The following is a 25629-nucleotide window of genomic DNA, read 5'->3' as shown; positions in this document are numbered from 1 at the left end:
TTGGATTGATATACCTATTTATGCATCTGTAAAGGGCGCAAAATGAATTTCTCTGCTTGGTCGATTAAGAATCCGATTCCGGCCATTATGCTGTTTGTGCTTTTGTCTTTGGGCGGCGTGATGTCGTTCCACAAGATGAAGGTGCAAGACTTCCCCGACATCGAATTGCCGATGGTGACGGTGACTGCGGTACTTGACGGCGCTGCGCCTGCGCAGCTGGAAACCGAAGTCGCTCGAAAACTAGAAAACTCGGTGTCGGCCTTGCAAGGCGTGAAGCACGTTTATAGCAATATCAGCGACGGTGTCGTCGGCATGACCGTTGAGTTTGTGTTGGAAAAACCAATTAATGATGCAGTGGATGATGTCCGCAACGCGGTTTCGAATGTGCGCAGCGAGCTGCCCTCTGATTTGAAAGATCCGGTGATTGGCAAGGTAGAGTTCTCTGGCGTACCGTTTTTGGTGTACACGGTTGCGGATCCACAGCTCGATGAAGAGCAATTGTCTTGGTTGGTCGACAATAAAATCACGCGTGCGATTCGGGCGATTCCAGGCGTGGGGCAAGTTTCCCGCGTAGGCGGTGTGACGCGGCAGGTGCGGATTGAGCTCGATCCAGAACGCATGGCCGCGTTAGGAGTGAGCAGTAGCGATATTTCACGCCAGCTAGCGCGTACGCAAAAAGACGCTTCGGGTGGCCGTGTGGATTTAGGCGGATCAGAGCAAGCGCTTCGTACGATTGCCACTGTGCAATCGACTGCAGAGCTAGCCAAAACCGAGCTCGCTCTATCCGATGGCCGCCGAATTCGCTTGGATCAAATTGCAACGATTGAAGACACGATTGCTGAGCGTCGTTCAATTGCCCAGTTGGATGGCAAGCCGGTCGTTGGTTTTGAAATTACCCGTTCACGTGGCGCAGGCGAAACCGAAGTGGCCGCCGCAGTGAGTGAGGCGTTGGCCAAGCTGAAACTGGAGAACCCAGGGCTAGTCTTAACAACCGCCTACGATATGGCCGCGCCAGTGCAGGAAGAGTTTGATGGCTCGATGGGCTTGTTGTATGAAGGCGCGTTGCTGGCGGTGATTGTCGTGTGGTTCTTCTTGCGCGATTGGCGTGCCACCTTGGTGTCGGCGGCGGCTTTACCGCTGTCGATTCTGCCAACGTTTATTGGTATGTATTTATTTGGCTTTACGCTCAATACGGTGACTTTATTGTCGCTGGCCTTGGTGGTCGGGATTTTGGTCGACGATGCGATTGTTGAAATCGAAAACATCGTTCGCCATTTGCGGATGGGCAAAACGCCGTATCAAGCTGCGATGGAGGCGGCGGATGAAATCGGTCTCGCGGTGATCGCCACGACGTTTGCCTTGGTCGCTGTATTTTTGCCGACCGCATTTATGAGCGGGATTCCGGGTAAATTCTTCCACCCATTTGGCTGGACTGCGGCGATGGCGGTGATGGCCTCTTTGGTGGTGGCACGTTTGCTCACGCCGATGATGGCGGCCTACTTACTCAAGCCCATTGTCGGTGAAGAAAAAGAAGGCAAGCTGAAAGAAGGGTATTTACGTTGCGCGGCATGGTGTTTGCATCATCGCAAAACGACGGCATTTTTATCCTTGGTGTTTTTTGTCGGCGCATTAGCACTGGTGCCTTTGTTACCAAAAGGTTTTGTACCGCCCGATGATCGCTCGCAAACCTTGGTAAAGATTGAATTACCACCTGGCGCGACGTTGCAAGAAACCTTCGTCGCGGCCGATCAAGCGCGACTCATTTTGGCTAAAAATGCCTACATCACGCGAATTTATACTGCGGTTGGCGATGGCAAGGCGGGGTCTGATCCCTTTGCGGGTGGCAGCAGTGGCGTGAATAAAGCCAACTTAACGCTGACACTCGCGCCGCGCAATGAACGCAGCCAGAAAAAAACTGAAATTGAAAAAGACCTGCGGATTGCTTTGCAAGCGATTCCTGGTGCTCGCGTGACGGTGGGATTGGGCCAAAGTGGTGAAAAACTGCAAATGATCGTGAAATCCGATGATCCGGATGGGCTGATGATTGCAGCAAAAGCGATTGAGCAAGATTTGCGAACGCTGCAGGGCGTGGGTGCGATTACTTCCAGTGCGAGCTTGGTGCGGCCTGAATTGATTATTCGCCCAGATATGAGCCGGGCGGCCGATATGGGTGTAACGGCGGTGGCGATTGCCGACACGATTCGGATTGCAACAGTCGGAGACTTTGATACTGCCTTGGCCAAGCTGAATCTACCCGAACGTCAAGTGCCGATTGTGGTGCGTTTACCGGATTCGTTCCGTACTGATTTAGAGCAGATTAAGCGTTTACGTGTGCCTTCTAGCCAAGGCGAGGTGATGCTGGGGCAAGTCGCAGACATTGAAATATCCAGTGGCCCTAGCCTGATTAGTCGATACGATAGAGCGCGAAATGTGATTTTTGATGTTGAACTCAATGGTCGACCTCTGGGTGAAGTCAGCGCGGAAGCGGATCAATTGCCGGCACTCAAAAATCTACCTTCTGGCGTTACTCGTGCTGAGTTTGGTGATGCTGAAGAGATGAACAAGCTCTTTGCGAGCTTTGGTTTGGCGATGCTAACGGGCGTGCTGTGTATTTATATGGTGTTGGTGCTGCTATTCCGCCAATTCATGCAGCCGGTAACGATCTTGTTTGCGTTGTTGCTGTCGTTTCCCGGTGCATTTTTAGCGCTGTTTATCGCGCAAAGCTCATTCTCGATGCCATCCTTAATTGGCTTGGTGATGCTGATGGGCATTGCGGCGAAAAACTCAATCTTGCTGGTGGAATACGCGATTGTTGCGCGCCGTGATGGCATGAGTCGTTTTGATGCGCTGATGGATGCGGGGCGCAAGCGGGCGCGTCCGATTGTGATGACTACGGTGGCGATGGGCGCAGGTATGCTGCCGATTGCCTTGGGTTGGGGCGTTGATTCAAGCTTCCGTGCGCCAATGGCGATTGCGGTGATCGGTGGCTTAATCACTTCGACTTTCCTTAGCTTGCTGGTGATTCCGGTGGTGTTTACCTTTGTCGATGACTTAGTGCAGTGGGTAATGAAGTTCGGTAAGAAAAAACCAGCCTAATACATCGGTATTGATTGCTGTGCTAGCTAAAGCGCTGATTCTGGATGAATACCCAGACTCAGCGCTTTTTACATTCGCGGTGGTGTTTTGTAAATAGGGAGCGGCGGTCTGGTGTGCCGAGTATAAAAAAATGGGCTAGTTCTGTAGAGAACTAGCCCATGATCTTATGCAATGCCCTTATAAAGGGCAGTCAAGCTGCTTATTTAGTCAGTTCAAGCAATTTAACAAAAGCTTCGTCAAATTGTTTCAAGCCTTCTTGTTGCAATTGTTCGCCAGCCAAGTTGTAGTTGATACCTAGTTTACGTACTGCAACTAAGGTAGCAACAGCATCTGCTGCGCCAGTTTCTAGTGTTGCAGCGGCTTTACCGTGGTCACGGAATAGCGCCAAAGTCGCATCAGGAACAGTATTCACAGTTTCTGGTCCGATCAAGTCTTCAACGTACATAACATCGTTGTAGGCTTTGTTTTTGGTACCGGTAGAAGCCCACAATAGGCGTTGTGGATGTGCGCCGAGTGCTTTCAATGCCGCAAAGCGAGTGCCGTGGAACAATGTTTTGTAATGTTGTTGGTAAGCCACTTTCACAAATGACAAGGCCACTTTACCGCGCAATGCCAAAGCTTCTGGCGTGCCGATCGCTTCCAATTGTGGGTCGATCAAGCTATCAACGCGTGACAAGAATACCGATGCTACTGCGTGTACGCGGTCCACTGGCAAGCCAGCTGCTGCGCGTGCTTCTAGACCGCGGATGTAGGCAGTCAAGATGTTGTCGACGTGAGTCAAGTTGAACATCAAGGTCACGTTCACGTTGATGCCTGAAGTGATCAACTCTTCGAATGCAATCACGCCTGCTGGGGTTGCTGGTACTTTGATCATCACGTTCGGGCGGTTGATTTCAGCCCATAGACGTTTCGCGTTATCGATCGTGCCTTGTGCGTCGTTAGCGAGTGTTGGCGATACTTCCAAGCTCACGTAGCCATCAACACCGTTGGTTTCATCGTAGATTGAGCGAGTTAAGTCACAAGTCGCTTGAATGTCCGGCACAACCAAAGCTTCGTAGCGTTGTTCCGCTGTTAAATCTTGTTTTTTCAGTTCAGCCAAGTCGCCAGTGTAAAGCGGGTCAGAAGAAATTGATTTGTAGAAAATCGCTGGATTTGAAGTCACGCCAGCAATGGCGTCTTCTTTAAGGATTTTTGCCAACTCACCTGAAGCGATGAGACCGCGCGAAAGATTGTCCAACCAGATACTTTGACCGAAAGGTTTAATTGCCGCAATTTTGCTCATAGTTTCATACGCCTGTGTGAGTGGGTAATAAATGATCTTGGGGCATTATGTATCAACATCAAGGGTGCAGGTTTGTGTTTGCACAAACTGTCGTGATTTCTGCCCATCGTCTGCGCTCAGTATCATGGCATAAAAAAACACGAAGGCGTTTGCGATTCGTGTTTTTGTGTGTATTGCCTATTGGCGCTTATTCCAAAATCCGTGGCGTGGGGAATTTAACCGCAAATTCGGTGCCTTCGCCGAGTCGCGATTCCACCGCCATCGTGGCTTGGTGGCGATTTAGAATATGTTTCACAATCGCCAGGCCTAATCCCGTGCCGCCGGTATTGCGTGAGCGGCCACGATCTACGCGGTAGAAACGCTCGGTGAGGCGCGGTACATGCTCGGGGGCGATGCCAATACCAGTGTCTTGGACAATAAAGCAAACTTCGTCACCGCGCTTTTGCCATGCCAAGCTAATACGACCACCGGCAGGCGTGTAGCGCACCGCGTTTGATACTAGATTGCCCAGTGCTGAATGCAGCTCGTCGTGATTGCCGATCAGGCGTTGGCGATCAATCGCGGCAATGCTGATGCTATGGCGGCCTTGCGATAAACCTTCAGCTTCAATGCGCAGCAATTGCATTAATTGTGGAATATCGACCTCTTCTTCTTTGAGTTGCTGGCCGTTTTCTAGTTTTGATAAGGTCAGTAAGTCTTCAACCAAGCGCTGCATACGCTGCGTTTGCTCGTACATGAGCTGCATATGTTGTTCGCGGGTTTTTTGGTCGATGTTGGGTAGATCAATCATCGTTTCAATAAAACCACCCACCACTGTCAAAGGTGTACGTAGTTCGTGTGAAACATTGGCTACGAAGTCTCTATGTACGGTTTGCACACGGTCTAGCTGCGTAATGTCACGGCTTAATAATAATTTGCGCGTTGAATCAAACGGCACCATTTGCACTGACAGCACTTGTTCCTGCGGGCGCATCGTGCGTAACGTCACCGGGTGACTAAAGTCTTGTTCTTTTAAATATTCACGCAGCGCAGGATGGCGCAAGAGATTGGTGATTTGCTGGCCTGAGTCGGTTTTGCGATTCAATCCCAAATGAATTTGGCTGGCTGGGTTACACCACTCAATGCGATCAAACTCATCCAGAATAACGACGCCATCGGGCAGGGCTTCGGCGGCGGATAGAAATCGATCTAGTGTATTGGCAAGGCGGTCTTTAGATTTTTGCTGCGTACGAATTTGCTCGTACAATTGATCGAACACGTCTTGCCATAGCATAAAGCTGGCGGGGACGGTGTCGATGTTTGGTGTTTTTAGCCACGCGTTCAGGCGATTCAAATTGATTAAATGATATACCGTCACGCAAGCGAGTACCACGAGGGCAAAAGCAAGCCCTTCGTATACATTACCTATCGCGCTAATAAAGAGCGATATCAGTGTAATCAATGAATAAAACAGAATCGAGCGAAGCCAAAACATGGACCGGCCTTTGATGAAACGAAAATAAACCCTGCTTCACCATCGGTTTTTGCGCCAATGAAAAGCAGGGGTGTGCAGCAGTTTAAATCTTAATTTACAGACAAACGATAACCTGAGCCTCGGATCGTTTGGATTAAATTATCGTGACCTGTGCCTTCAAGTGAAGAGCGCAGGCGGCGAATATGCACGTCAACCGTACGCTCTTCAACAAACACATGATCGCCCCAGACTTGGTCGAGCAGATGAGCGCGTGAATGAACGCGTTCTGGATGGGTCATAAAGAAATGCAGCAAGCGAAACTCAGTCGGCCCCAAATCCAGCGGGGAAGAATTACCAAACACACGGTGTGTAATTGGATCAAGGCGCAAGCCTTTGATTTCCACTGGGTCATCGGTCACTTGCGGTGCGCGGCGGCGAAGTACTGCTTTGATGCGAGCTTGTAATTCGCGCGGGCTAAATGGTTTGGTTATGTAATCATCCGCACCCGTTTCCAAGCCCATGATTTTATCTTGTTCATCAGAACGAGCAGTGAGCATAATTAACGGAATTGAGCGGGTGCGCTCATCTGCGCGCAATTTCTTGGCAAATTCAATGCCAGTCATTCCCGGCAACATCCAGTCTAATAAAATCAAATCGGGTAGCGCGTTGCGCACGATATTGGCGCCTGCTTCGGCCGAATCGGCGCGGATGATGTGATGACCTGCTTGAGAAAGGTTAAAAGCAATCAGCTCTTGAATTGCTGGTTCGTCTTCAACCAATAGAATTGTGGCGGCCATGGAGTGTTCCTCGCGGAAAAAGTTCAATTTATTTGTTGCGAGAATAAGGCTTTAATGTGAACTTAGTATTACAAGTCTACAGTGTTCCTGCATATATTTTCAATTGCTGTAAATAAATGCCATTTGAATCAATGTGAAACGCGCATCTTGCGCACTCAAAATACGGGCAAACGGCTGTTTGAAACTACGAAGCAGCGATAAAGCAGGGTATTATGTGGGCTCGATGATGATTGTAAGAGTGCGCCATGGCCGGTTTACTGCCCTCCACCCCGCAGCCGACAGAAATCAAGCTGCATCAAGTGTCCAAAATTTTAGAAATTGCCTATGCAGATGGTGCGCAATTTAAGCTGCCGTGTGAGTTTTTGCGCGTATCGAGTCCGTCGGCCGAGGTTCGCGGGCATGGCGTGGGAAATGAAACGCTGCAAGTGGGCAAAGCTAGTGTCAATATTGTGGCGGTTGAACCGGTCGGTAATTACGCAGTCAAGCTTGTATTTGACGATGGCCATGATTCAGGCTTGTTTTCGTGGGAATACCTCTATGAATTAGGCCGAGACCAAGATGTCTTGTGGGCCAAATATTTAGCGCAGCTCGCCGCTGCTGGCGCATCGCGCGATAAAAAATAATTGCATGTATCGGGTGCTGGCTGTTGCAAATCAATGTCTACGGCTGAATACCCTTTGAGTATTGCTGGGCTGAGTCTCAGGCAAAGAATAATTGAAAAAGGACGTCATGATGAGCGAGCAAGATCAATCAACGCATTTCGGCTTTAAAACGGTCAATGAATCCGAAAAAGCGCAAAAAGTCGCCGAAGTATTTCATTCTGTCGCGCAAAAATACGACGTGATGAATGACTTGATGTCGGGTGGTCTGCACCGCGCTTGGAAATTCTTCACCATTGAAACCAGCGGAGCCAAAGCGGGCGATAAAATTTTGGACATCGCCGGTGGTACCGGTGATTTATCGAAAGCGTTTGCCAAAAAAGTCGGCAAAACTGGCCAAGTTTGGCTAACGGATATCAATAGCTCGATGCTAGGCGTTGGCCGTGATCGTTTAATGGATCAAGGTTTTGCCTTGCCAGTGGCGCAGTGCGATGCGGAAAAACTACCGTTTCCTGATAACTATTTTAATATCGTTTCGGTGGCGTTTGGCCTGCGAAATATGACGCACAAAGACGCCGCACTCAAAGAAATGCATCGCGTGTTGAAACCGGGTGGCCGCTTGTTGGTGCTGGAATTCTCGAAAGTTTGGGCACCATTAAAACCTGCTTATGATTTGTACTCGTTCAAACTGCTCCCTTTCATGGGCAAATTGGTCGCCAATGACGCCGATTCTTATCAGTATCTAGCTGAATCGATTCGCATGCACCCAGACCAAGAAACACTGAAACAAATGATGCTCGACGCCGGTTTTGGCCGTGCAGACTTTCATAATTTGACTGGCGGTGTGGTGGCTTTGCATAAAGGTACGAAGTTTTAATGTTATGTATGTTGCTGTGGTCATTCATAATAAATGACTACAGTCATATACCTGCATAAGTTTGGGCTGTTCAGATTGCGTGTTGATAGTTTTAAATGCCTGCGGCACGGGTGTTTTGGTGTCGCAATCCGCGACGCGGACTTACTTTTCTTGCTTCGCCAAGAAAAGTAAGCAAAAGAAGGCGACCCTATATCTGCACCGACTTCGTCGGCTTGATATTGAGGGGTTTAAAAGCCTCTATTTAACGTTCGCGGAACACCATTAACAGCAAAACTGAACTCTAAAAAATTGCATGATGAGGTGGTGATGTTACTAGCTGGCATTTTGAATCACTTATTGGCGCAAGCGCCGGCTTTGCAGGCTGAGTTGGCTGACTTGCGTGGGCGTACGGTGCGTTTAGAGTTGCCGATTGTTGCCGCCGTCGTGGTGGTGACCGAGGATGGTTTGTTGGCGGAGTCGCATGCGCCAGCGGAAGCGACACTCAGTATGCCCGCTCGGTTTTTTGTGACGCGCTTTACTGATCGGCAAGCGGCTTCGCGGCAAGTCAGAATTAGTGGCGATGCTGAGTTAGCCGGCAAGGCCGGCAATATCTTGGCAGGCTTACAATGGGATGCGGCAGAAGATTTATCGTTGTTGGTTGGCGATATTCTGGCACATCGCATTAGCCGTGTTGCAGCCAGTTTGCTGGAGGCACCCAAAGAAATGGGGCAGCGCATGGCCGTTTCGGTGGTGGAGTATGTGCGTGATGAGCGAAAAATCTTGCCACAGAAACATCATGTCACCGAGTTTTGCGATCAAGTCGACACGCTGCGCGACGATATCGCTCGGCTAGAAAAACGCTTGCAACGCTTGGAGCAGGTCGTTTAGTTTTTACCTTTGACGCTGGCGCGTTGCGGCCTTTTTCGGAAAACCTTGATGTCTTTGTTTCGCTTTATCAAAATTGCCCATGTTGTCGTGCACTATGGCTTAGACGAGTTCTTGCTCGGCCATGAGCGCGTTCGGGGTTTGCGTGGCCTGCTCAAAGCGCTGCTGTTCTGGCGCAAGCTCGATCAGCCGCGCGCCGTGCGTTTGCGCTTGGCGCTGGAGTCTTTGGGGCCAATTTTCGTTAAGTTCGGCCAAGTGCTTTCCACGCGCCGCGATTTGATGCCGCCCGATATCGCCAATGAACTGGCGCAACTACAAGATAACGTTCCGCCTTTTGCGTCGGACATCGCCATTGCGCAGATTGAGCGCAGCTTAGGCAAATCGACAGCTGAATTATTCTGTGAGTTTGATCCGCAGCCGATTGCATCGGCCTCGGTCGCGCAAGTGCATCGGGCGCGTCTGCATCCAGTGGATGGTAAGGTTGGACAAGCGGTGGCGGTCAAAGTACTGCGCCCCGGCATCATGCCGATTATCGAAAGCGATTTGGCTTTGCTGAAAACCTTAGCCGTTTGCGTCGAGAAATTATTTTCTGATGGAAAGCGCCTAAAACCGCGTGAAGTGGTGGCTGAGTTTGATCGCTACCTGCATGATGAGCTCGATTTAATGCACGAAGCGGCTAATGCCAGCCAATTACATCGTAATTTTTTGAATTCCGATCAGTTACTCGTTCCTGCAGTCTATTACGATTACTGCGCGCGCGAAGTGATGGTGATGGAATGGATGGACGGCATTCCGATTGGTCGTATCGATGAGCTGAAAGCGGCGGGGATGGATCTGAAAAAATTGTCGAAGTTTGGTGTAGAGATTTTCTTTACCCAAGTTTTTCGCCACGGTTTTTTCCATGCCGATATGCATCCGGGCAATATTCTAGTTGCGGCAGATAATAGGTATATTGCGCTAGACTTTGGTATTGTTGGCACGCTGAGCGATACGGACAAGCAGTATCTGGCGATTAATTTTCTAGCGTTTTTTAATCGCGATTATCATCGCGTTGCTACCGCGCATATAGAAAGTGGCTGGGTACCCAAAGAAACGCGCGTTGAAGAACTAGAAGCAGCCGTGCGTACCGTGTGCGAGCCGTTCTTTAATAAGCCGCTGTCACAGATCTCATTCGGTTTTGTTCTGCTGCGCTTATTTGAAACCTCGCGTCGATTCAATGTAGAAATTCAGCCGCAATTGGTTTTACTGCAAAAAACGCTACTGAATATTGAAGGATTAGGCCGACAACTCGACCCTGATTTGGATCTGTGGCAAACCGCGATGCCGTTTTTGCAGCGCTGGATGAATGAGCAAATCGGCTGGCGTGGCTTGCTCACGACACTTAAACACGAAGCGCCACAATGGGCGACGCTCTTGCCGACCTTGCCACGCAAACTGAATGAGGTCCTTAATCAAAACCACACTGAGCTATTGTTGGCCGGCTATAAGGGCCTGATGTGGGAGCAGAAAAAGCGTAACTATGTTCTTGTGGTGATTGCGCTATTACTTGGAGGGTTATTACTAACGCAGTGGTTACGTTAATACCAATGCTAATCATGCTCAGCAATCGCCTCAGTAGACTAAGTCAACATTCAATAATGATATTCAAAAGCCACTTGGATTCCAAGTGGCTTTTTTTTGTCTGAATATAACCAAGATATTCGTACGTCATTGTTTGGCTTGTGTTTTTGGTTTGAGTGGTCTTTACTTCTGTAATGACGTAGCCAGAGTGCTGTAAACATAGGCTGTGCGGGGAATCAAATGACATAGGAGTTACAAAATGAAAAAATCGAATTTATTTGTTTTGATGATGGCTGGATTTTCATCAGCTCTGTATGCAGCGCCGCTGCCGCAAGTTGTTGAAGGATTGTTACAGTCAAGTCCTGATATTTTAATTGAGTCTGCCAATCGAAATGCCAGTAACTTTGCAGTAGAGCAAGCAAAAGCAGGTTATTTACCGCAGATTGATCTATCGGCAGGCGCGGGGCGTGAATATCTGAAAGACCTTGCAACTCGTAATGCATTTGCTGGATCAGGTAAAAGTTACAATCGCCAAGATGCAGAAGCGCAACTCGTACAGATGTTATTTGATGGCAATGGTGTTGGGAGCGAAGTAGCAAGACAACGTGCTCGGCAATTGGGCGCAGCGCATCGTTTGGCCAGTACTTCTGAGGATATTGCTTTAAAAACAACCGAAGCTTATTTAGATGTTTTGTTAGCACAAGAGGTATTAAAGCTCACTCAGGCTAACTTGGCGGCGCATGAAAGTACCGCAGAGCAAGTTAAGCTTCGTACGGCGGGCGGTTTTGGACGCAAGTCCGATGATGAACAAATTAATGCGCGTGTCGCTTTGGCTAAGGCGAATTTAGGTGCAGCACAATCGGCTTTAAATGAAGCGCAAATTGCTTATATGCGTTTTGTTGGAACAGCGCCGGAAGGACTCACTTTGCCTGATGCACCAAAGGATGCTCCGCAAAGTGCTGCCGAAGTGGGCGATTGGGCCGTTGCAAATAATCGTGCTCTACAAGCGGCAAAAGCCGATGTCTTGGGCGCACAGGCACAATTGGGGATTGCAAAATCGCAGATGTACCCACGAGTGAATTTAGAAGCGGGTGCTTCTTACTACAATGCTTTGGATGGCATTAGTGTTGAGGAGACAACGCGTGTCTATGGGATGCTACGGGTGAGATATGCATTCAAAAGTGGCGCAGATAAACAGCGCGTTGCAGAAACAACAGAGTTGTCTTACGCCGCTCAAGAGTTAGCGCGGCGAGTTGAGCGCCAGGTTAGGCAAAATGCAAGTTTATCTTGGAACTCAATGACGATTGCCAGTGAACGAGTGCCTGAATTAGTTAAATACGCAGAATCCAGCAAATTAGCTCGTGATGAGTACAGTAAGCAGTTTTCTTTAGGACAGCGCTCATTACTCGACCTTTTGGATGGCGAAAATGAATATTTCACGGCAAGTCGAGATCTAGCTTCAGGAAAAATGGATGAATTGCGCGCTCGTTTTAGATTGATGGCCGATGGCAATCAGCTATTAAAAACACTTGCTGTTGAGCCGCTCGCAGGAACTCTGCTGCCAGAGTAGTTGATTAAAACAACAGAAGGGGCGTTAGCCCCTTTTGAACCATCTATTGCATGGAATCATGCCGTGAATACCCATTCAACAGCGCTACCCCGTCATGAGTCGGCGATGCCGCATGAGGCTTTTGTGCCAAATGACCCACTCACAACCTGCTTAATTCAACTAACACGCTATTACCATCGTCCTTTTTCGGCACAAACCTTAACCAGTGGTTTGCCATTAACGGGAAATCGCCTGAGTGCCGTTTTGTTTTCACGAGCCGCTGCGCGCGCAGGGCTCAATGCAAGGCTTCAGCGCCGGCAGTTGGATGATATTCCTGAGCTAGCATTACCAATTGTAATTTTACTAAAAGACGGTGGAGCTTGTGTTGCAGTAGAGCGGCATGGCTCCCGTTGGAAAATTTTAGAAGCCGAATCATCAGGGGGTGAGCAGGAGGTCGAAACTGAACGTTTAGAGTCACTCTTTTGTGGTTTTGTTATTTTTGTAAAACCCAGTTTTCAGTTCGATGCACGCACGCACAAAGAACACATCCCTAAGGCGCAGCATTGGTTTTGGAGTAGTTTGCAACTGTGTTACCCGATGTATGGCCATGTTTTACTCGCGGCTTGTTTGATCAATTTATTTGCGTTGGCGTTGCCGCTGTTTACGATGAATGTGTATGACCGTGTGGTGCCCAATCAGATTTATGACACTTTATGGGTACTGGCGATTGGCGTGACTTTACTGTTGATTTTTGACTTGTTAATCAAGGCGCTGCGTGCTTATTACATTGATTTAGCGGGTAAACGCATTGATGTGATGTTATCGGCGCAGATTTTTGAGCATGTGTTGGGATTAAAAGTGGCGTCTCGGCCGGCCTCGGTAGGGGCGATGGTGAGCCATTTTCAAGAGTTTGAGGGTTTTCGCGATTTCATTACCTCCGCCACGATTACGGTGATCGTGGATATCCCTTTTGTGATTCTATTTTTGGTCGTGATTTATTGGATTGGTGGCTGGTTGGTATTGGTGCCGATTATTTGTATCCCACTGATCGTGATTTTTAGTTTGATTTTGCAACGACCACTTGGCGAAATTATCCAGCAAAGTTTTCGTGTATCAGCCCAAAAACAAGCGAGCTTGATTGAAACTTTAGGTGGGATTGACACTTTAAAAGCGAGTACCGCTGAAAGTAGTGCTCAGCGCCGTTGGGAGAAAATCATTGGCGAGTTTGGCACGCTGGCGGTTCGCTCGCGAGGGTTGTCTTCGATGATTGTGATTCAGGCTGGGTTTTTGCAGCAGTTTGCCACAGTCGCGATGGTGGTTGCTGGTGTGTATTTAATTGGTCTGCATGAGTTATCTGTCGGTGGTTTGATCGCATGCAATCTCTTATTGGGCCGAACGCTGACGCCCTTTTCACAAATTGCGAGTTTAATTAGTCGCTACCATCAAGCTAGAGCTGGCCTACAAGGCATGGAGCAAGTGATGGCGTTGCCGATTGAGCGTCCAGCAGGGCAAGATTTTGTGCATCGTAATCATTTTAGCGGGGAAGTTGAATTTAGAAATGTTAGCTTTTCCTATCCTGGGTCAGATGTATTGGCGCTAGATAATGTGTCATTTCATATCAAGCCAGGTGAGCGGGTTGGCATTATTGGTCGAATTGGTTCGGGTAAAAGCACGATTGAAAAATTGATTTTAGGTTTCCAAGAGCCAAGCTCAGGGGCTGTTTGGGTGGATGGTGTTGATTTGCGGCAAATTGATCCCGCCCAAGTAAGACATAACATCGGCTATGTACCTGAGGATGTGTTTTTATTCTTTGGGTCAGTGAAAGACAATATCGTGCTGTCTGCCCCTTATGTGGACGATGCCGTGATGCTGGAAGCCGCTGAGATTGCAGGTGTGAGTGAGTTTGTTAATCGGCATCCGAAAGGATTTGATATGCCGGTGGGGGAGCGCGGGGCCGGTTTATCTGGAGGGCAAAAACAAACGATTGCTATCGCGCGGGCCTTGTTACTTAATCCGCCCATTTATGTATTTGATGAGGTCTCGAGTGCTTTGGATAACCGAAGTGAAGAGCAGTTTAAACAACGGTTTTCAAGTCGACTCAATCAAAACCATACCTTGCTGCTGATTACGCATCGCATGTCGATGCTGACCTTGGTCGATCGCCTGATGGTATTGGACGGTGGACGATTGATCGCCGATGGCCCTAAGGCTGATGTATTGGCCATGCTCGCCGGAGGGAAGCTACATGCGAGCTAAAATCAAACGAGAAGATTTGCATTTTCTGGGCGATGGGGCTGCCGCCATTTATGGCGAATCTACACTGCTCTCCAATGCGATTTTGTATGCCAGCGTTGCTTTAATGCTGATTTTAATTGTGTGGGCATTTTTTGCTGAGATTGATCAAGTGACGCTGGCTGAAGGAAAAGTCATTCCTTCTAGCCAAGTGCAAGTGATACAAAATCTAGAGGGTGGGATTGTCGCGCAAACGTTAGTAAAGGTGGGAGATATTGTTAAAAAGGGGCAGGTGTTAATGAAACTGGACGAGAAAAGATTCTCGTCTTCTTTAGGGGAGAGCACCGTCAAGCGTGATGCACTGACCGCTAAATTGGCGCGTTTAACTGCGGAAACGAATGGTAGCAATTTTGAGCCGCCTGCCGATTTGCTTAAAACGAATCCACAGGTTGTTGAAGCTGAGCGGCAGCTTTTTGCTTCCCGTAAACGCGAGCTTGAATCGAATGTCGCGATTTTGCAAAGCGAAGCTGCACAGCGCAGTCATGAAATTGAAGGGATGCGCGCAAAAATTGCGAAGTTAGAATCGGGATTGAAATTGGCCAATGATGAGTACGCGATGAGTAAACCATTGGTTGAAAAAAACGTGATTTCGCAAATCGATTTTATGCATTTGCAACGCCAAATTAGCGATTTGAAGGGTGAAATCAACGAGGCTCGCCTGTCGATTCCTCGCCTGCAAAGCAGTCTTGCTGAAACCAATGGTAAAGTCGCTGGCGTTTACGCAAAGTCGCGAGCAGATGCGGGTAATGAATTATCTCTCGTGAAAGCAGAGCTCGACTCTACTGCCGCGACCACGGTGGCACTCAGTGATCGATTTGATCGCACTACAATTCGCGCGCCACTGGATGGTGTGGTTAAACTGATTAAAGTAAATACGGTGGGCGGCGTATTGCAGCCCGGCATGGACGTAATGGAAATCGTGCCGCTGGAAGACAATCTACTGATTGAAGCGAAGGTGCGGCCTTCCGATATTGGATTTTTAAGGCCAGGCCAAGAGGCGATGGTGAAGTTTTCCGCTTATGATTTTTCGATTTACGGTGGCTTAGTGGCTGATGTCGAAACGATCACTGCTGATTCGGTGACTGATGAGGCGAAAAAGGAAAGTTTTTACTTGGTTCGTGTGCGAACCCGTTCCAATCATCTTGGTGATGATCAACGACCTTTGGCAATTATTCCCGGCATGCTAGCAACAGTGCACATTCGTACTGGCAAAAAAACGGTGATGCAATATTTGATGAAACCGATTGTGAAAGCGCGTGATGAGGCAATGCGTGAGCGTTAATGTCATTTAGTTAGGTAATGGGTATTTCTTTATTGGCTATGATTTGTATGATCTATATGAAAATACCCCACCAAATAATCGGTGGGGTGTTTTTATGTGCAGCTATTCTTAATGATGGGTTATTTCTCCGTTGGCGAGTAGGGTATTTAGCAAATCAGTAGGGTTGGCAGGGGTTACAACGCCAGTGAGTGTTGCTACTTGAACTGAACTACCACCTCCAGAGCCATCTGCATCAAACAACACTTGAGTATTTCCGTGGCCATCGCTGGCAAATTTCAAGAACGCCCCCTCGTGCCCTGCAAAAACGCCGCCATTGTTGGACAAGTTGGCTCCGCTCAGCAAATCAGTGATGTCGAGCACATCACCTTGCACGACACCTAATACTTTTTCTGCGATGGTAAAGTCTTGGATCATGTCTGCATTAGCAGCTGAATTGGCTAAAACAAAGATATCTGAGCCGTTACCACCATTCAGGAAGTCATTTCCCGCGCCACCTGTTAGCACATCCTTGCCATCGCCACCCATTAATACATCATTACCGATACCGCCAGTTAATGTGTCATTGCCAGCATTGCCCAATAAGCGATCATTGCCATCGCCACCATTCAAGATGTTATTGCCTGCATCACCGTTGAGGATCGCGTTTAGTGCCATCGTAATGTTGCCACTTGCGGTATCGCCATCATTGTCGATCAGCGTAAAAGCCAGTGTTTCGTTAGTATTGGCCGATTGAGTGTAGGAGTATTTACCTACACCATCATCCATATCAATGACGAGCTTGCCGTTGGTACCGTTGCTATTGATGGTCCACTCATTGGTTGTCGAGTTGAAGCTGCCAAGGCTGCTTGAGAAGCTGGCATTGTTGTCAACTTTGCCATCAAAACTAAACACGTGCCCGTTAAGAGTAATGTTTTGTACATGTCCACCATCAGCACCAAAGCTGCCAGTGCTGCCCAATAGTTTGACCTCAATATTGGGTTGAGGTACAGAGTCCTGTAGCGTATTTGGCAAGTCCGCAATATTGGAAACCAAAATCGAATTTGTGTTTTGAGGCGTAGCGCCATTGTAGGCAATTGGATCGAGCGCATCGTTATCGACGCTACCACCACCAGAGGTGACCCCTGTGCCCATACCAATGGCCAATGAGGTAATTTTATTCGCCGTTAAGAATGCTTGCCAGTCGCTCACGTCATCGCCCACAATCCCAACGGAGTTTGTGGTGCTGTCATTACTGCCGTAAGTGAGGTGGCCCGAAACATTTGGATCGCCATCCGACATAAAGTAAGCCACATTTTGGAAATTATTGCTTGTTGTACTGGTGAATTTACCCGAGGCGCCAAAGTTATCTATGACTTTTTGCAAACCCGCATCGTAATTGGTTGAGCCATCAGCGTTCAACGCACCCAATAGTGATTTGGCTGTGGCGGCATCTAGCCACGTTGTTGATCCAGATTTATGTATATCGGCACCACCATTAAAAGTGACTAGCATCACTTTGACGTTGCCCAACGCATCATATTGATCAATGAGTGCAGACAGCGCTGATTTGGCCAACTGTAGTCGAGATAATTCCCCAGCTTCTGGATTGGTATCATTTGCAAACTCCCAATCCATACTGCCTGAAAGATCCAAAGTCAGTACTAGGTTGGTGTCCATCGTTGAAGCGGCGGCATCGATATTGCGTGTTGCAGCGACGATCGGAGTATCATCATTCACAGTAATCTTGAGGTTGCCACTTGCGGCGCTGCCATCGGTATCGACCGCACTGATGGCGATGTTATCTAATAACGTAGTGTCATTGCTTGGTTGGTTATGTGTTTCATTTGCAAGCAGGGTATAGCTATAAGAGATACTCCATGTATGGCTTGTAGGGTTATACGTGGCGCCAGTGACGGTTATGGCGTTGCCAAGTGAACTGACTGCAGAGGTATCTGTTAGGGTCGCCGACCAAGTTCCGCTGCCATTTTGGCTAAAGTTGATGGTGGCGGTATTTCCTGCCCCCGTTCCAAGTGTAACGCTGCTGAGGCCATCCACTGCAGTGACAGTAAAGCTCCCTGTTACGGTGGTCGGGTCGGTGGCCGGATTACTATCGAATTTCGAACCGGTTGCCAATCCAGCTTCGTAGACATTGCCATCGCTGAGTTGGTCTGTGACATTGTTGCTGAGGGTGATACCGTCATTGCTGCCATTGACTGCAACGGTGAGCGTTGTTGTTTTCCAATCACCGTCAGCATCTTTTATGGTGTAGCTAAAGACATCGTTCGGGTGTTGATTGGAATTCAATTCTTGCACATTGTTGGCGGTATTGTTCAATGTGTAAACATAGCTGCCATTGGCGTTGAGAACCAAAGTGCCATAGGTGCCAGCAATGCCACTACCACCGACGTTGCCGCTCAGTTGAGCCGTATCGCTGACATGGTTGCCAGTGGCAACGCCAACGACTGTTGCAGGTCGATCAGCTCCGAGGGTGTCGGCATTGCCGTCGGTGCTGTTGCTGTCTTGACCCGTAGTAACATCATTGCCCGTGATTACATTGCCCGTCGCAGTGAGGCTACTGTCTTCGGTGACTGAGTCAAGGTCAGCGACCGCAGTGGGAACGTCATCATTCACAGTAATCTTGAGGTTGCCACTTGCGGCGCTGCCATCGGTATCGACCGCACTGATGGCGATGTTATCTAATAACGTAGTGTCATTGCTTGGTTGGTTATGTGTTTCATTTGCAAGCAGGGTATAACTATAAGAGATACTCCATGTATGGCTTGTAGGGTTATACGTGGCGCCAGTGACGGTTATGGCGTTGCCAAGTGAACTGACTGCAGAGGTATCTGTTAGGGTCGCCGACCAAGTTCCGCTGCCATTTTGGCTAAAGTTGATGGTGGCGGTATTTCCTGCCCCCGTTCCAAGTGTAACGCTGCTGAGGCCATCCACCGCAGTGACAGTAAAGCTCCCTGTTACGGTGGTGGGGTCGGTGGCCGGATTACTATCGAATTTCGAACCGGTTGCCAATCCAGCTTCGTAGACATTGCCATCGCTGAGTTGGTCTGTGACATTGTTGCTGAGGGTGATACCGTCATTGCTGCCATTGACCGTGATGTCGAGTGTGGCGGTACTCATATCGCCATCGGCATCTTCGAGGGTATAGGTGAATACATCATGTACAGCAGGGTCGGTGCTATTGAGCGCTTGTACTAAAGGATTAGTATTGTGCAAGGTATAGGTATAGCGACCATCAGCAGCAATGCTCAGTGTGCCATACATGCCATCAATATTGGTAAAGCCGCTGTTAGCGACGCTCAGTAATTGACTGCCAAATTGAATGTTAAGTAGTTGTGCTGGGCGATCTGCACCGAATGTATCGGCATTGCCATCGGTAGAATTGCTGTCGCCTTCACCCACTTGAACGCCTGTAAGTACATTCCCAGTGGCGACGGTTTCCCCGTCTTCAGTGATGCTGTCGGTGTCGTTGACTGCGGTAGGAACATCGTCAACGATATTGAAGGTAATCGTTGCTGCTGCCGAATAGCTGCTTGTGACGGTGAGGTTGGCATTGTCGGTCACTGCAACGGTAAAGCTATTGGTTTCTGTCACATTGTCGACATCGGTCGTGGGCGTTTTGAGTTCAAATTGATAGCTGACTACGCCTGTGCTGGAGTTATAGGCGGTGAGGGTGACGACCCCGTTGGTGGTGTTAAATGTCAGTGGCACCGCGTCGGGTGAACCAATCGCTTCCAACTGCTCATCGGTAAATGTGACTGGGCTGAAGCCATTGCTGACCACTTTAATGCCTTGCACATCATCGAGCCCATCTGCATCGGCTAAGGTAAAGGTGCCTTGGGCAAATTCAGCATCGGTAGTTGGGGCACTGCCGATCGCCAGTGCTGCTTCGTTCACCGCATCGTTGGTATTGCCCTCGTTGCCTGTGTTGGTGCTGATTGTTGGCTTATCGTTGCTACCATTCACGCTGATGTCGAGGGTGGCGGTACTTCTATCGCCGTCGGCATCTTTGAGGGTATAGGTGAATACATCATGTACAGCAGGGTCGGTACTATCGAGCGCTTGTACTAAAGGATCAGTATTGTGCAAGGTATAGGTATAGCGGCCATCAGCAGCAATGCTCAACGTACCATACATGCCATCAATATTGGTAAAGCCGCTGTTGGCGACGCTCAGTGATTGATTGCCAAATTGAATGTTAAGTAGTTGTGCTGGGCGATCTGCACCGAATGTATCGGCATTGCCATCGGTCAGATTGCTATCGCCATCTCCGACTTGCAGGCCTGTTAGCACGTTCCCCGTAGCAACGGTTTCACCCCCCTCAGTGATGCTATCGTTATCGTTGACTGCGCTAGGTACGTCATCAATGATTGTGACTGTGATGTTGGTGTTGGCCGAAGCAGTTCCATCCGAAATAGACAGTTCAATGACTTCGCTGAACTGGGTATCAGCTGCTGTTGCATTGTTGACAGTGCTGCTCAGTGTATACGTATAGGTAAAGACCCCTGCGTTATAAGTATCAATATGCAGTGAACCATGTGCGGTGTTGACCGTTTTACCGTTCAGATCAGACAACGCAGTGACATATTGATCCGTTGCGGTGTCTACGCCGCTGCCTATACGGAAGGTTACGTTTCCAATCGTCAGCGATTTTATATCGTTTAATCCGTCTGCGTCGCCCACGGTGAAGGTGCCAGTGGCCGTTATGGCAGCAACACCTGCTTGCGAGCCAGCGCTTAAGCCGGCTTCATACACAACATCGTTGGTATTGCCCTCGTTGCCTGTGTTGGTGCTGATCGCTGGTGCATCGTTGCTGCCCGTGATGGTGATCGTAACTGTATCGCTTGCTGTGGCATTGGCCGAATCCGTCGCGGTGAGGGTGTAAGTCAAGGTAATGGTCTCACCCGCTTTGAGGAAGTCCAGATTGGCATCGTTGACGGCATACGACCAAGGGGTACTTCCTGGTGCCGCAGAATCGGTAACGGCTGCGCTAAATCCGGTTTCGAGCGCAGCTTTAAGACTCGCATCCAGCGTGCCACCACTCCAGACGGCGCCAGTGGTGAGGGTGTAACTGATATCGACGACGTCATTGGTATCAATATCATTGAAGCTGACTGAGCCGTTAGCACTCAAATCTTGTGCGCTGGCATCGGCAGCCTCGGTGAAGCCCACATCGGCAACATTGCTGATGGTCGGTGCATCGTTGGTACCGGTGATAGTGATCGTCACCGTATCGCTTGCGGTGGCATTGGCTGAATCCGTCGCGGTGAGGGTGTAAGTCAAGGTAATGGTCTCACCCGCTTTGAGGAAGTCTAGATTGGCATCGTTTACGGTATAAGACCAAGGGGTACTGCCTGGCGCCGCAGAATCGGTAACGGCTGCGCTAAATCCGGTTTCGAGTGCAGCTTTAAGACTCGCATCCAGCGTGCCACCACTCCAAACGGCACCAGTGCTTAGGGCATAACTAATATCGACGACGTCATTGGTATCAATATCATTGAAGCTGACCGAGCCGCTAGCACTCAAATCCTGTGCACTGGCATTGGCGAGCTCAGTGAAGCCGATATCGGCAACATTGCTGATGGTCGGTACATCGTTGGTGCCGGTGATGGTGATCGTCACCGTATCGCTTGCTGTGGCATTGGCTGAATCCGTCGCGGTGAGGGTGTAAGTCAAGGTAATGGCCTCACCCGCTTTGAGGAAGTCCAGATTGGCATCGTTGACGGTATAAGACCAAGGGGTACTGCCTGGCGACGCAGAATCGGTAACGCCTGCAATAAATCCGGTTTCGAGCGCAGCTTTAAGACTCGCATCCAGCGTGCCACCACTCCAAACGGCACCAGTGCTTAGGGCATAACTGATATCGACGACGTCATTGGTATCAATATCATCAAAGCTGACCGTACCATTGGCGCTCAAATCCTGAGCCGTGGCCACATCGGCTTCGGTGAAATCGATGTCGGCAACGTTACTGATCGTGGGCACGTCGTTGCTGCCGTTAATATTGATGTTGAGAGTTGCATTACTACTGTCACCGTCGCTATCAGTGAGCGTGTAGGTGAATACTTCATTGGCTGTTTCTGCCGCAATAGTTTGGATGCTTTCATCTTCACCAAAGGTTGTTTTAGCTGCAGCCAAACCTTGAATTGCATCATAACCTTGGAAAATGTAATCATCTGCGGTATTGCCGCCTTCGCCTGTATTGTTATTTCTGGCTGCATCGGCTTCTGCTTTTGTAAACAGGGTATAAGTGTAGGAGCCATCTTGATTAAGGGTTAGGTGGCCATACTTGCCATCAATGACAAAGTTGCCATTGTTGTCGCTGGTGATATCGGTAAGGCCATTGGCATTTTGAACTCGGCTAACGCTTGTAGCGTCAGCTCCTTTACTGTCGGCGACATCGCCAATCGCGCCATTGGCGACCACATTGCCTGTGATTTGTACGAGATCAGCTTGAGTCTCGTTTTCTCCTTCACCAATGAAGAAAGTGGGTTGTGGATTGCTTGAGGCATTAAATGCATCTTCGCTCATTTCCCGTTGATCATTGCGTGCCACTGGCGCGGTGTCGGTAATTAGGATGGTCAGTGTGTCGCTGCTGGTTTGAGCAATACCATCGGTTAGGACAATATTGAAGCTATCGCTAACGCTATTGTCGCCCGTGCTGTGATCTTGTGCGCCGCTTTCAACTAAATAGCTATAGCTCACCATGCCCGTAGTGGGGTTAAAGCTGTTTAAGGTTAAGCTGCCCAGATCGGTGGTGATGGTGACTGGCGTGCTGCCTAATCCATTTAATTGCGCTAGCGTGATTACAACGCCTGCGATATTGATCTGGCTGATCCCTTCATCAGCGGCCAAGTTGAAGGTGCCGGTGACCGCTTGAGCGTTGTTTTCGACAACACTATTGTCGCCCTGTGCGAGGCCATTTTCATCGGTCACTGAAACCACAGGTTCTCCGACAGGCGTCACATTAATATTGACCGTCGCAGTGGCCAATCCGCCATTGCCATCACTGACGGTATAGGTAAAGCTGGCGGGGCCGTTGTAATTGGCATTTGGGGTGAAGACGACATTGCCGTTAACCTGTGCCACTGTGCCATTCATCGGTGCTTGCACGCTGATGATGGTGAGGGTGTCGCCATCGACATCGATATCGTTGCTGAGTAGTGTGGCGGGGGTGATGATCAGGGGGTGATCTTCGCTAGTTGTCAAGGCATCATCGTTTGCGCTAGTGCTGTTGTCATCAGTCGCGACAGGTGGATCATTCACTGGTGTGACGCCAACATTCACAGTCGCCGTCGCCACGCCACCTTTGCCGTCAGTGACGGTATAAGTGAAGCTGGCTGGGCCGTTGTAATTGGGGTTGGGTGTGAAAACGACATTGCCATCGACGAGCGCGACCGTACCGTTGACGGGCGCTTGCACGCTGGTGATGGTTAAAGTGTCGCCATCGACGTCGACATCATTGGCCAGCAAGGTGCTTGGATTAATGGTCAGTGCTTGGTCTTCAGGCGTGGTGAGCGCATCGTTTGTCGCACTGGTGTCGTTGTTGGCAACGGGCGGGTCATTGACTGGTGTGACGCCGACATTCACAGTCGCCGTCGCCACGCCGCCTTTGCCGTCAGTGACGGTATAAGTGAAGCTGGCTGGGCCGTTGTAATTGGGGTTGGGTGTGAAAACGACATTGCCATCGACGAGCGCGACCGTACCGTTGACGGGCGCTTGCACGCTGGTGATGGTTAAAGTGTCGCCATCGACGTCGACATCATTGGCCAGCAAGGTGTTTGGATTAATGGTCAGTGCTTGATCTTCAGGCGTGGTGAGCGCATCGTTTGTCGCACTGGTGTCGTTGTTGGCAACGGGCGGGTCATTGACTGGTATGACGCCGACATTCACTGTCGCCGTCGCCACGCCGCCTTTGCCGTCAGTGACGGTATAAGTGAAGCTGGCTGGGCCGTTGTAATTGGGGTTGGGTGTGAAAACGACATTGCCATCGACGAGCGCGACCGTACCGTTGACGGGCGCTTGCACGCTGGTGATGGTTAAAGTGTCGCCATCGACGTCGACATCATTGGCCAGCAAGGAGCTTGGATTAATGGTCAGTGCTTGGTCTTCAGGCGTGGTGAGCGCATCGTTTGTCGCACTGGTGTCGTTGTTGGCAACGGGCGGGTCATTGACTGGTGTGACGCCGACATTCACAGTCGCCGTCGCCACGCCGCCTTTGCCGTCAGTGACGGTATAAGTGAAGCTGGCTGGGCCGTTGTAATTGGGGTTGGGTGTGAAAACGACATTGCCATCGACGAGCGCGACCGTACCGTTGACGGGCGCTTGCACGCTGGTGATGGTTAAAGTGTCGCCATCGACGTCGACATCATTGGCCAGCAAGGTGCTTGGATTAATGGTCAGTGCTTGGTCTTCAGGCGTGGTGAGCGCATCGTTTGTCGCACTGGTGTCGTTGTTGGCAACGGGCGGGTCATTGACTGGTGTGACGCCGACATTCACAGTCGCCGTCGCCACGCCGCCTTTGCCGTCAGTGACGGTATAAGTGAAGCTGGCTGGGCCGTTGTAATTGGGGTTGGGTGTGAAAACGACATTGCCATCGACGAGCGCGACCGTACCGTTGACGGGCGCTTGCACGCTGGTGATGGTTAAAGTGTCGCCATCGACGTCGACATCATTGGCCAGCAAGGTGTTTGGATTAATGGTCAGTGCTTGATCTTCAGGCGTGGTGAGCGCATCGTTTGTCGCACTGGTGTCGTTGTTGGCAACGGGCGGGTCATTGACTGGTGTGACGCCGACATTCACTGTCGCCGTCGCCACGCCACCTTTGCCGTCAGTGACGGTATAAGTGAAGCTGGCTGGGCCGTTGTAATTGGGGTTGGGTGTGAAAACGACATTGCCATCGACGAGCGCGACCGTACCGTTGACGGGCGCTTGCACGCTGGTGATGGTTAAAGTGTCGCCATCGACGTCGACATCATTGGCCAGCAAGGTGTTTGGATTAATGGTCAGTGCTTGATCTTCAGGCGTGGTGAGCGCATCGTTTGTCGCACTGGTGTCGTTGTTGGCAACGGGCGGGTCATTGACTGGTGTGACGCCGACATTCACTGTCGCCGTCGCCACGCCACCTTTGCCGTCAGTGACGGTATAAGTGAAGCTGGCTGGGCCGTTGTAATTGGGGTTGGGTGTGAAAACGACATTGCCATCGACGAGCGCGACGGTACCATTCACCGCCGCTTGTACGCTAATAACCGTTAAAGTATCGCCGTCGGCATCAACATCATTGGCGAGCAAAGTCGCTAGGTTGATTGTTAGTGGCTGATCTTCCAGAGTAGTTAAAGTGTCATTGGCTGCACCAGTACTGTTATCGTTGCTTGCTACTGGGGGGGTATTGACTACTTCGGGCGCAACCTCTCCAGAGGGCGGGTCAACATTTTCGTTAAAGCCTGAAACAGAAATCCCTTCGGTTGGAAAACCTGTTTCAATCCCGACTCGTGAATTAGGCGAGTCGAGGACTACGACGCTATGTCCCGCATTTTCCCCTTCGCCAGCACCCGCCGCAGAAGCGGCTGCGACTTGAGTCGGGTCAGCCCCTTGGGCGATTAATTCTTGAATTTTTGCGGCATCATCTGCGGCACTCGCAGCAGGCTTGAGAATGTTGGCCAGCAGTTCTGCGGTGATGCTGAGTGAGTCTGAGTTGCCTAAACTCATTAGTCCTGCGCCTTCAAAAGCTATGGCCACCGCACCATTAGCTCCGGTTTGGATCGTGTCACCAATATTAATTTTGTCACCCACTTGCAGTACTCGGGTCTCACCGTTGGCACTGGTCACTTTGACCTCACCAATGATTTGGGTCACGGTGCCTTTACTGGTAACCGATGCGGCTGGGGTGTTGATTTGCTTGGCCATGATGATTCTCACTTTTCAAATAGTTGCCTAACTTGCTGTCTGTTGGCTTTCTGCAAGAGATAGACCTAAACTGGTTCA

The 25629-nt window shown here is 49.8% G+C and carries 12 protein-coding genes; 8 read left to right on the top strand and 4 right to left on the bottom strand.

Going from position 1 to position 25629, the window contains the following annotated elements; all coding sequences use genetic code 11:
• Window positions 1–42: 42 nt before the first annotated feature.
• On the top strand, window positions 43–3096 hold the full coding sequence (locus K4H28_RS11795; RefSeq protein WP_221005383.1) for an efflux RND transporter permease subunit: 3054 nt from the start codon (window positions 43–45) through the stop codon (window positions 3094–3096).
• 199 nt (window positions 3097–3295) lie between these two features.
• Here the strand turns inward: K4H28_RS11795 and tal are convergent, their stop codons facing one another.
• The 3 genes from tal to phoB form a co-directional block, all read right to left on the bottom strand.
• Window positions 3296–4378 (bottom strand): transaldolase, encoded by a 1083-nt coding sequence (gene tal, locus K4H28_RS11790; RefSeq protein ID WP_221005382.1) that lies wholly within the window; start codon window positions 4376–4378, stop codon window positions 3296–3298.
• Window positions 4379–4565: 187 nt separating this feature from the next.
• Window positions 4566–5852, bottom strand: a complete 1287-nt coding sequence (phoR, locus tag K4H28_RS11785) for a phosphate regulon sensor histidine kinase PhoR (protein ID WP_221005381.1) — start codon at window positions 5850–5852, stop codon at window positions 4566–4568.
• Window positions 5853–5941: 89 nt separating this feature from the next.
• Window positions 5942–6628, bottom strand: a complete 687-nt coding sequence (gene phoB / locus K4H28_RS11780) for a phosphate regulon transcriptional regulator PhoB (protein WP_221005380.1) — start codon at window positions 6626–6628, stop codon at window positions 5942–5944.
• 245 nt (window positions 6629–6873) lie between these two features.
• On the opposite strand from phoB, the gene K4H28_RS11775 reads away from it, so the two are divergent.
• From K4H28_RS11775 to K4H28_RS11745, 7 genes are all read left to right on the top strand, one after another.
• Window positions 6874–7251, top strand: coding sequence for a gamma-butyrobetaine hydroxylase family protein (locus K4H28_RS11775; RefSeq protein ID WP_221005379.1), 378 nt, complete (start codon window positions 6874–6876; stop codon window positions 7249–7251).
• A 109-nt stretch (window positions 7252–7360) separates the two neighbouring features.
• Entirely contained in the window at window positions 7361–8104 is a 744-nt protein-coding gene (gene ubiE, locus K4H28_RS11770; RefSeq protein ID WP_221008036.1) for a bifunctional demethylmenaquinone methyltransferase/2-methoxy-6-polyprenyl-1,4-benzoquinol methylase UbiE, read from the top strand.
• Between the two features lie 306 nt (window positions 8105–8410).
• Complete coding sequence (locus K4H28_RS11765; RefSeq protein WP_373312811.1) at window positions 8411–8971, top strand: ubiquinone biosynthesis accessory factor UbiJ; 561 nt, start codon at window positions 8411–8413, stop codon at window positions 8969–8971.
• A gap of 48 nt (window positions 8972–9019) precedes the next feature.
• A complete protein-coding gene (gene ubiB / locus K4H28_RS11760; protein WP_221005377.1) occupies window positions 9020–10549 on the top strand; it encodes a ubiquinone biosynthesis regulatory protein kinase UbiB in 1530 nt (509 codons plus the stop codon).
• 238 nt (window positions 10550–10787) lie between these two features.
• Window positions 10788–12098 (top strand): TolC family outer membrane protein, encoded by a 1311-nt coding sequence (locus K4H28_RS11755; RefSeq protein WP_221005376.1) that lies wholly within the window; start codon window positions 10788–10790, stop codon window positions 12096–12098.
• 63 nt (window positions 12099–12161) lie between these two features.
• Window positions 12162–14333 (top strand): type I secretion system permease/ATPase, encoded by a 2172-nt coding sequence (locus tag K4H28_RS11750; protein ID WP_221005375.1) that lies wholly within the window; start codon window positions 12162–12164, stop codon window positions 14331–14333.
• The gene (locus K4H28_RS11745; protein ID WP_221005374.1) at window positions 14323–15651 is read left to right on the top strand and encodes an HlyD family type I secretion periplasmic adaptor subunit; all 1329 of its coding nucleotides are present in this window, start codon (window positions 14323–14325) and stop codon (window positions 15649–15651) included. Before K4H28_RS11750 ends, K4H28_RS11745 begins: the two co-directional genes overlap by 11 nt.
• A 108-nt stretch (window positions 15652–15759) precedes the next feature.
• On the opposite strand, the gene K4H28_RS11740 is transcribed toward K4H28_RS11745, so the two are convergent.
• Window positions 15760–25551, bottom strand: coding sequence for a retention module-containing protein (locus K4H28_RS11740; RefSeq protein ID WP_221005373.1), 9792 nt, complete (start codon window positions 25549–25551; stop codon window positions 15760–15762).
• Window positions 25552–25629 lie beyond the last annotated feature (78 nt).

Source organism: Deefgea tanakiae (assembly GCF_019665765.1).
In the GTDB taxonomy this organism is placed as follows: Bacteria; Pseudomonadota; Gammaproteobacteria; order Burkholderiales; family Chitinibacteraceae; genus Deefgea; species Deefgea tanakiae.
This window is presented reverse-complemented; position numbering and strand designations above follow the sequence as displayed.

Excerpts from the sequence above, each read along its gene's own strand:
- K4H28_RS11795 (WP_221005383.1), top strand. The coding sequence starts at position 43 with ATGAATTTCTCTGCTTGGTCGATTAAGAATCCGATTCCGGCCATTATG.
- phoB (WP_221005380.1), bottom strand. The coding sequence starts at position 6,628 with ATGGCCGCCACAATTCTATTGGTTGAAGACGAACCAGCAATTCAAGAG.
- K4H28_RS11765 (WP_373312811.1), top strand. The coding sequence starts at position 8,411 with ATGTTACTAGCTGGCATTTTGAATCACTTATTGGCGCAAGCGCCGGCT.
- K4H28_RS11755 (WP_221005376.1), top strand. The coding sequence starts at position 10,788 with ATGAAAAAATCGAATTTATTTGTTTTGATGATGGCTGGATTTTCATCA.
- ubiB (WP_221005377.1), top strand. The coding sequence starts at position 9,020 with ATGTCTTTGTTTCGCTTTATCAAAATTGCCCATGTTGTCGTGCACTAT.
- tal (WP_221005382.1), bottom strand. The coding sequence starts at position 4,378 with ATGAGCAAAATTGCGGCAATTAAACCTTTCGGTCAAAGTATCTGGTTG.
- K4H28_RS11775 (WP_221005379.1), top strand. The coding sequence starts at position 6,874 with ATGGCCGGTTTACTGCCCTCCACCCCGCAGCCGACAGAAATCAAGCTG.
- K4H28_RS11740 (WP_221005373.1), bottom strand. The coding sequence starts at position 25,551 with ATGGCCAAGCAAATCAACACCCCAGCCGCATCGGTTACCAGTAAAGGC.
- ubiE (WP_221008036.1), top strand. The coding sequence starts at position 7,361 with ATGAGCGAGCAAGATCAATCAACGCATTTCGGCTTTAAAACGGTCAAT.
- phoR (WP_221005381.1), bottom strand. The coding sequence starts at position 5,852 with ATGTTTTGGCTTCGCTCGATTCTGTTTTATTCATTGATTACACTGATA.
- K4H28_RS11745 (WP_221005374.1), top strand. The coding sequence starts at position 14,323 with ATGCGAGCTAAAATCAAACGAGAAGATTTGCATTTTCTGGGCGATGGG.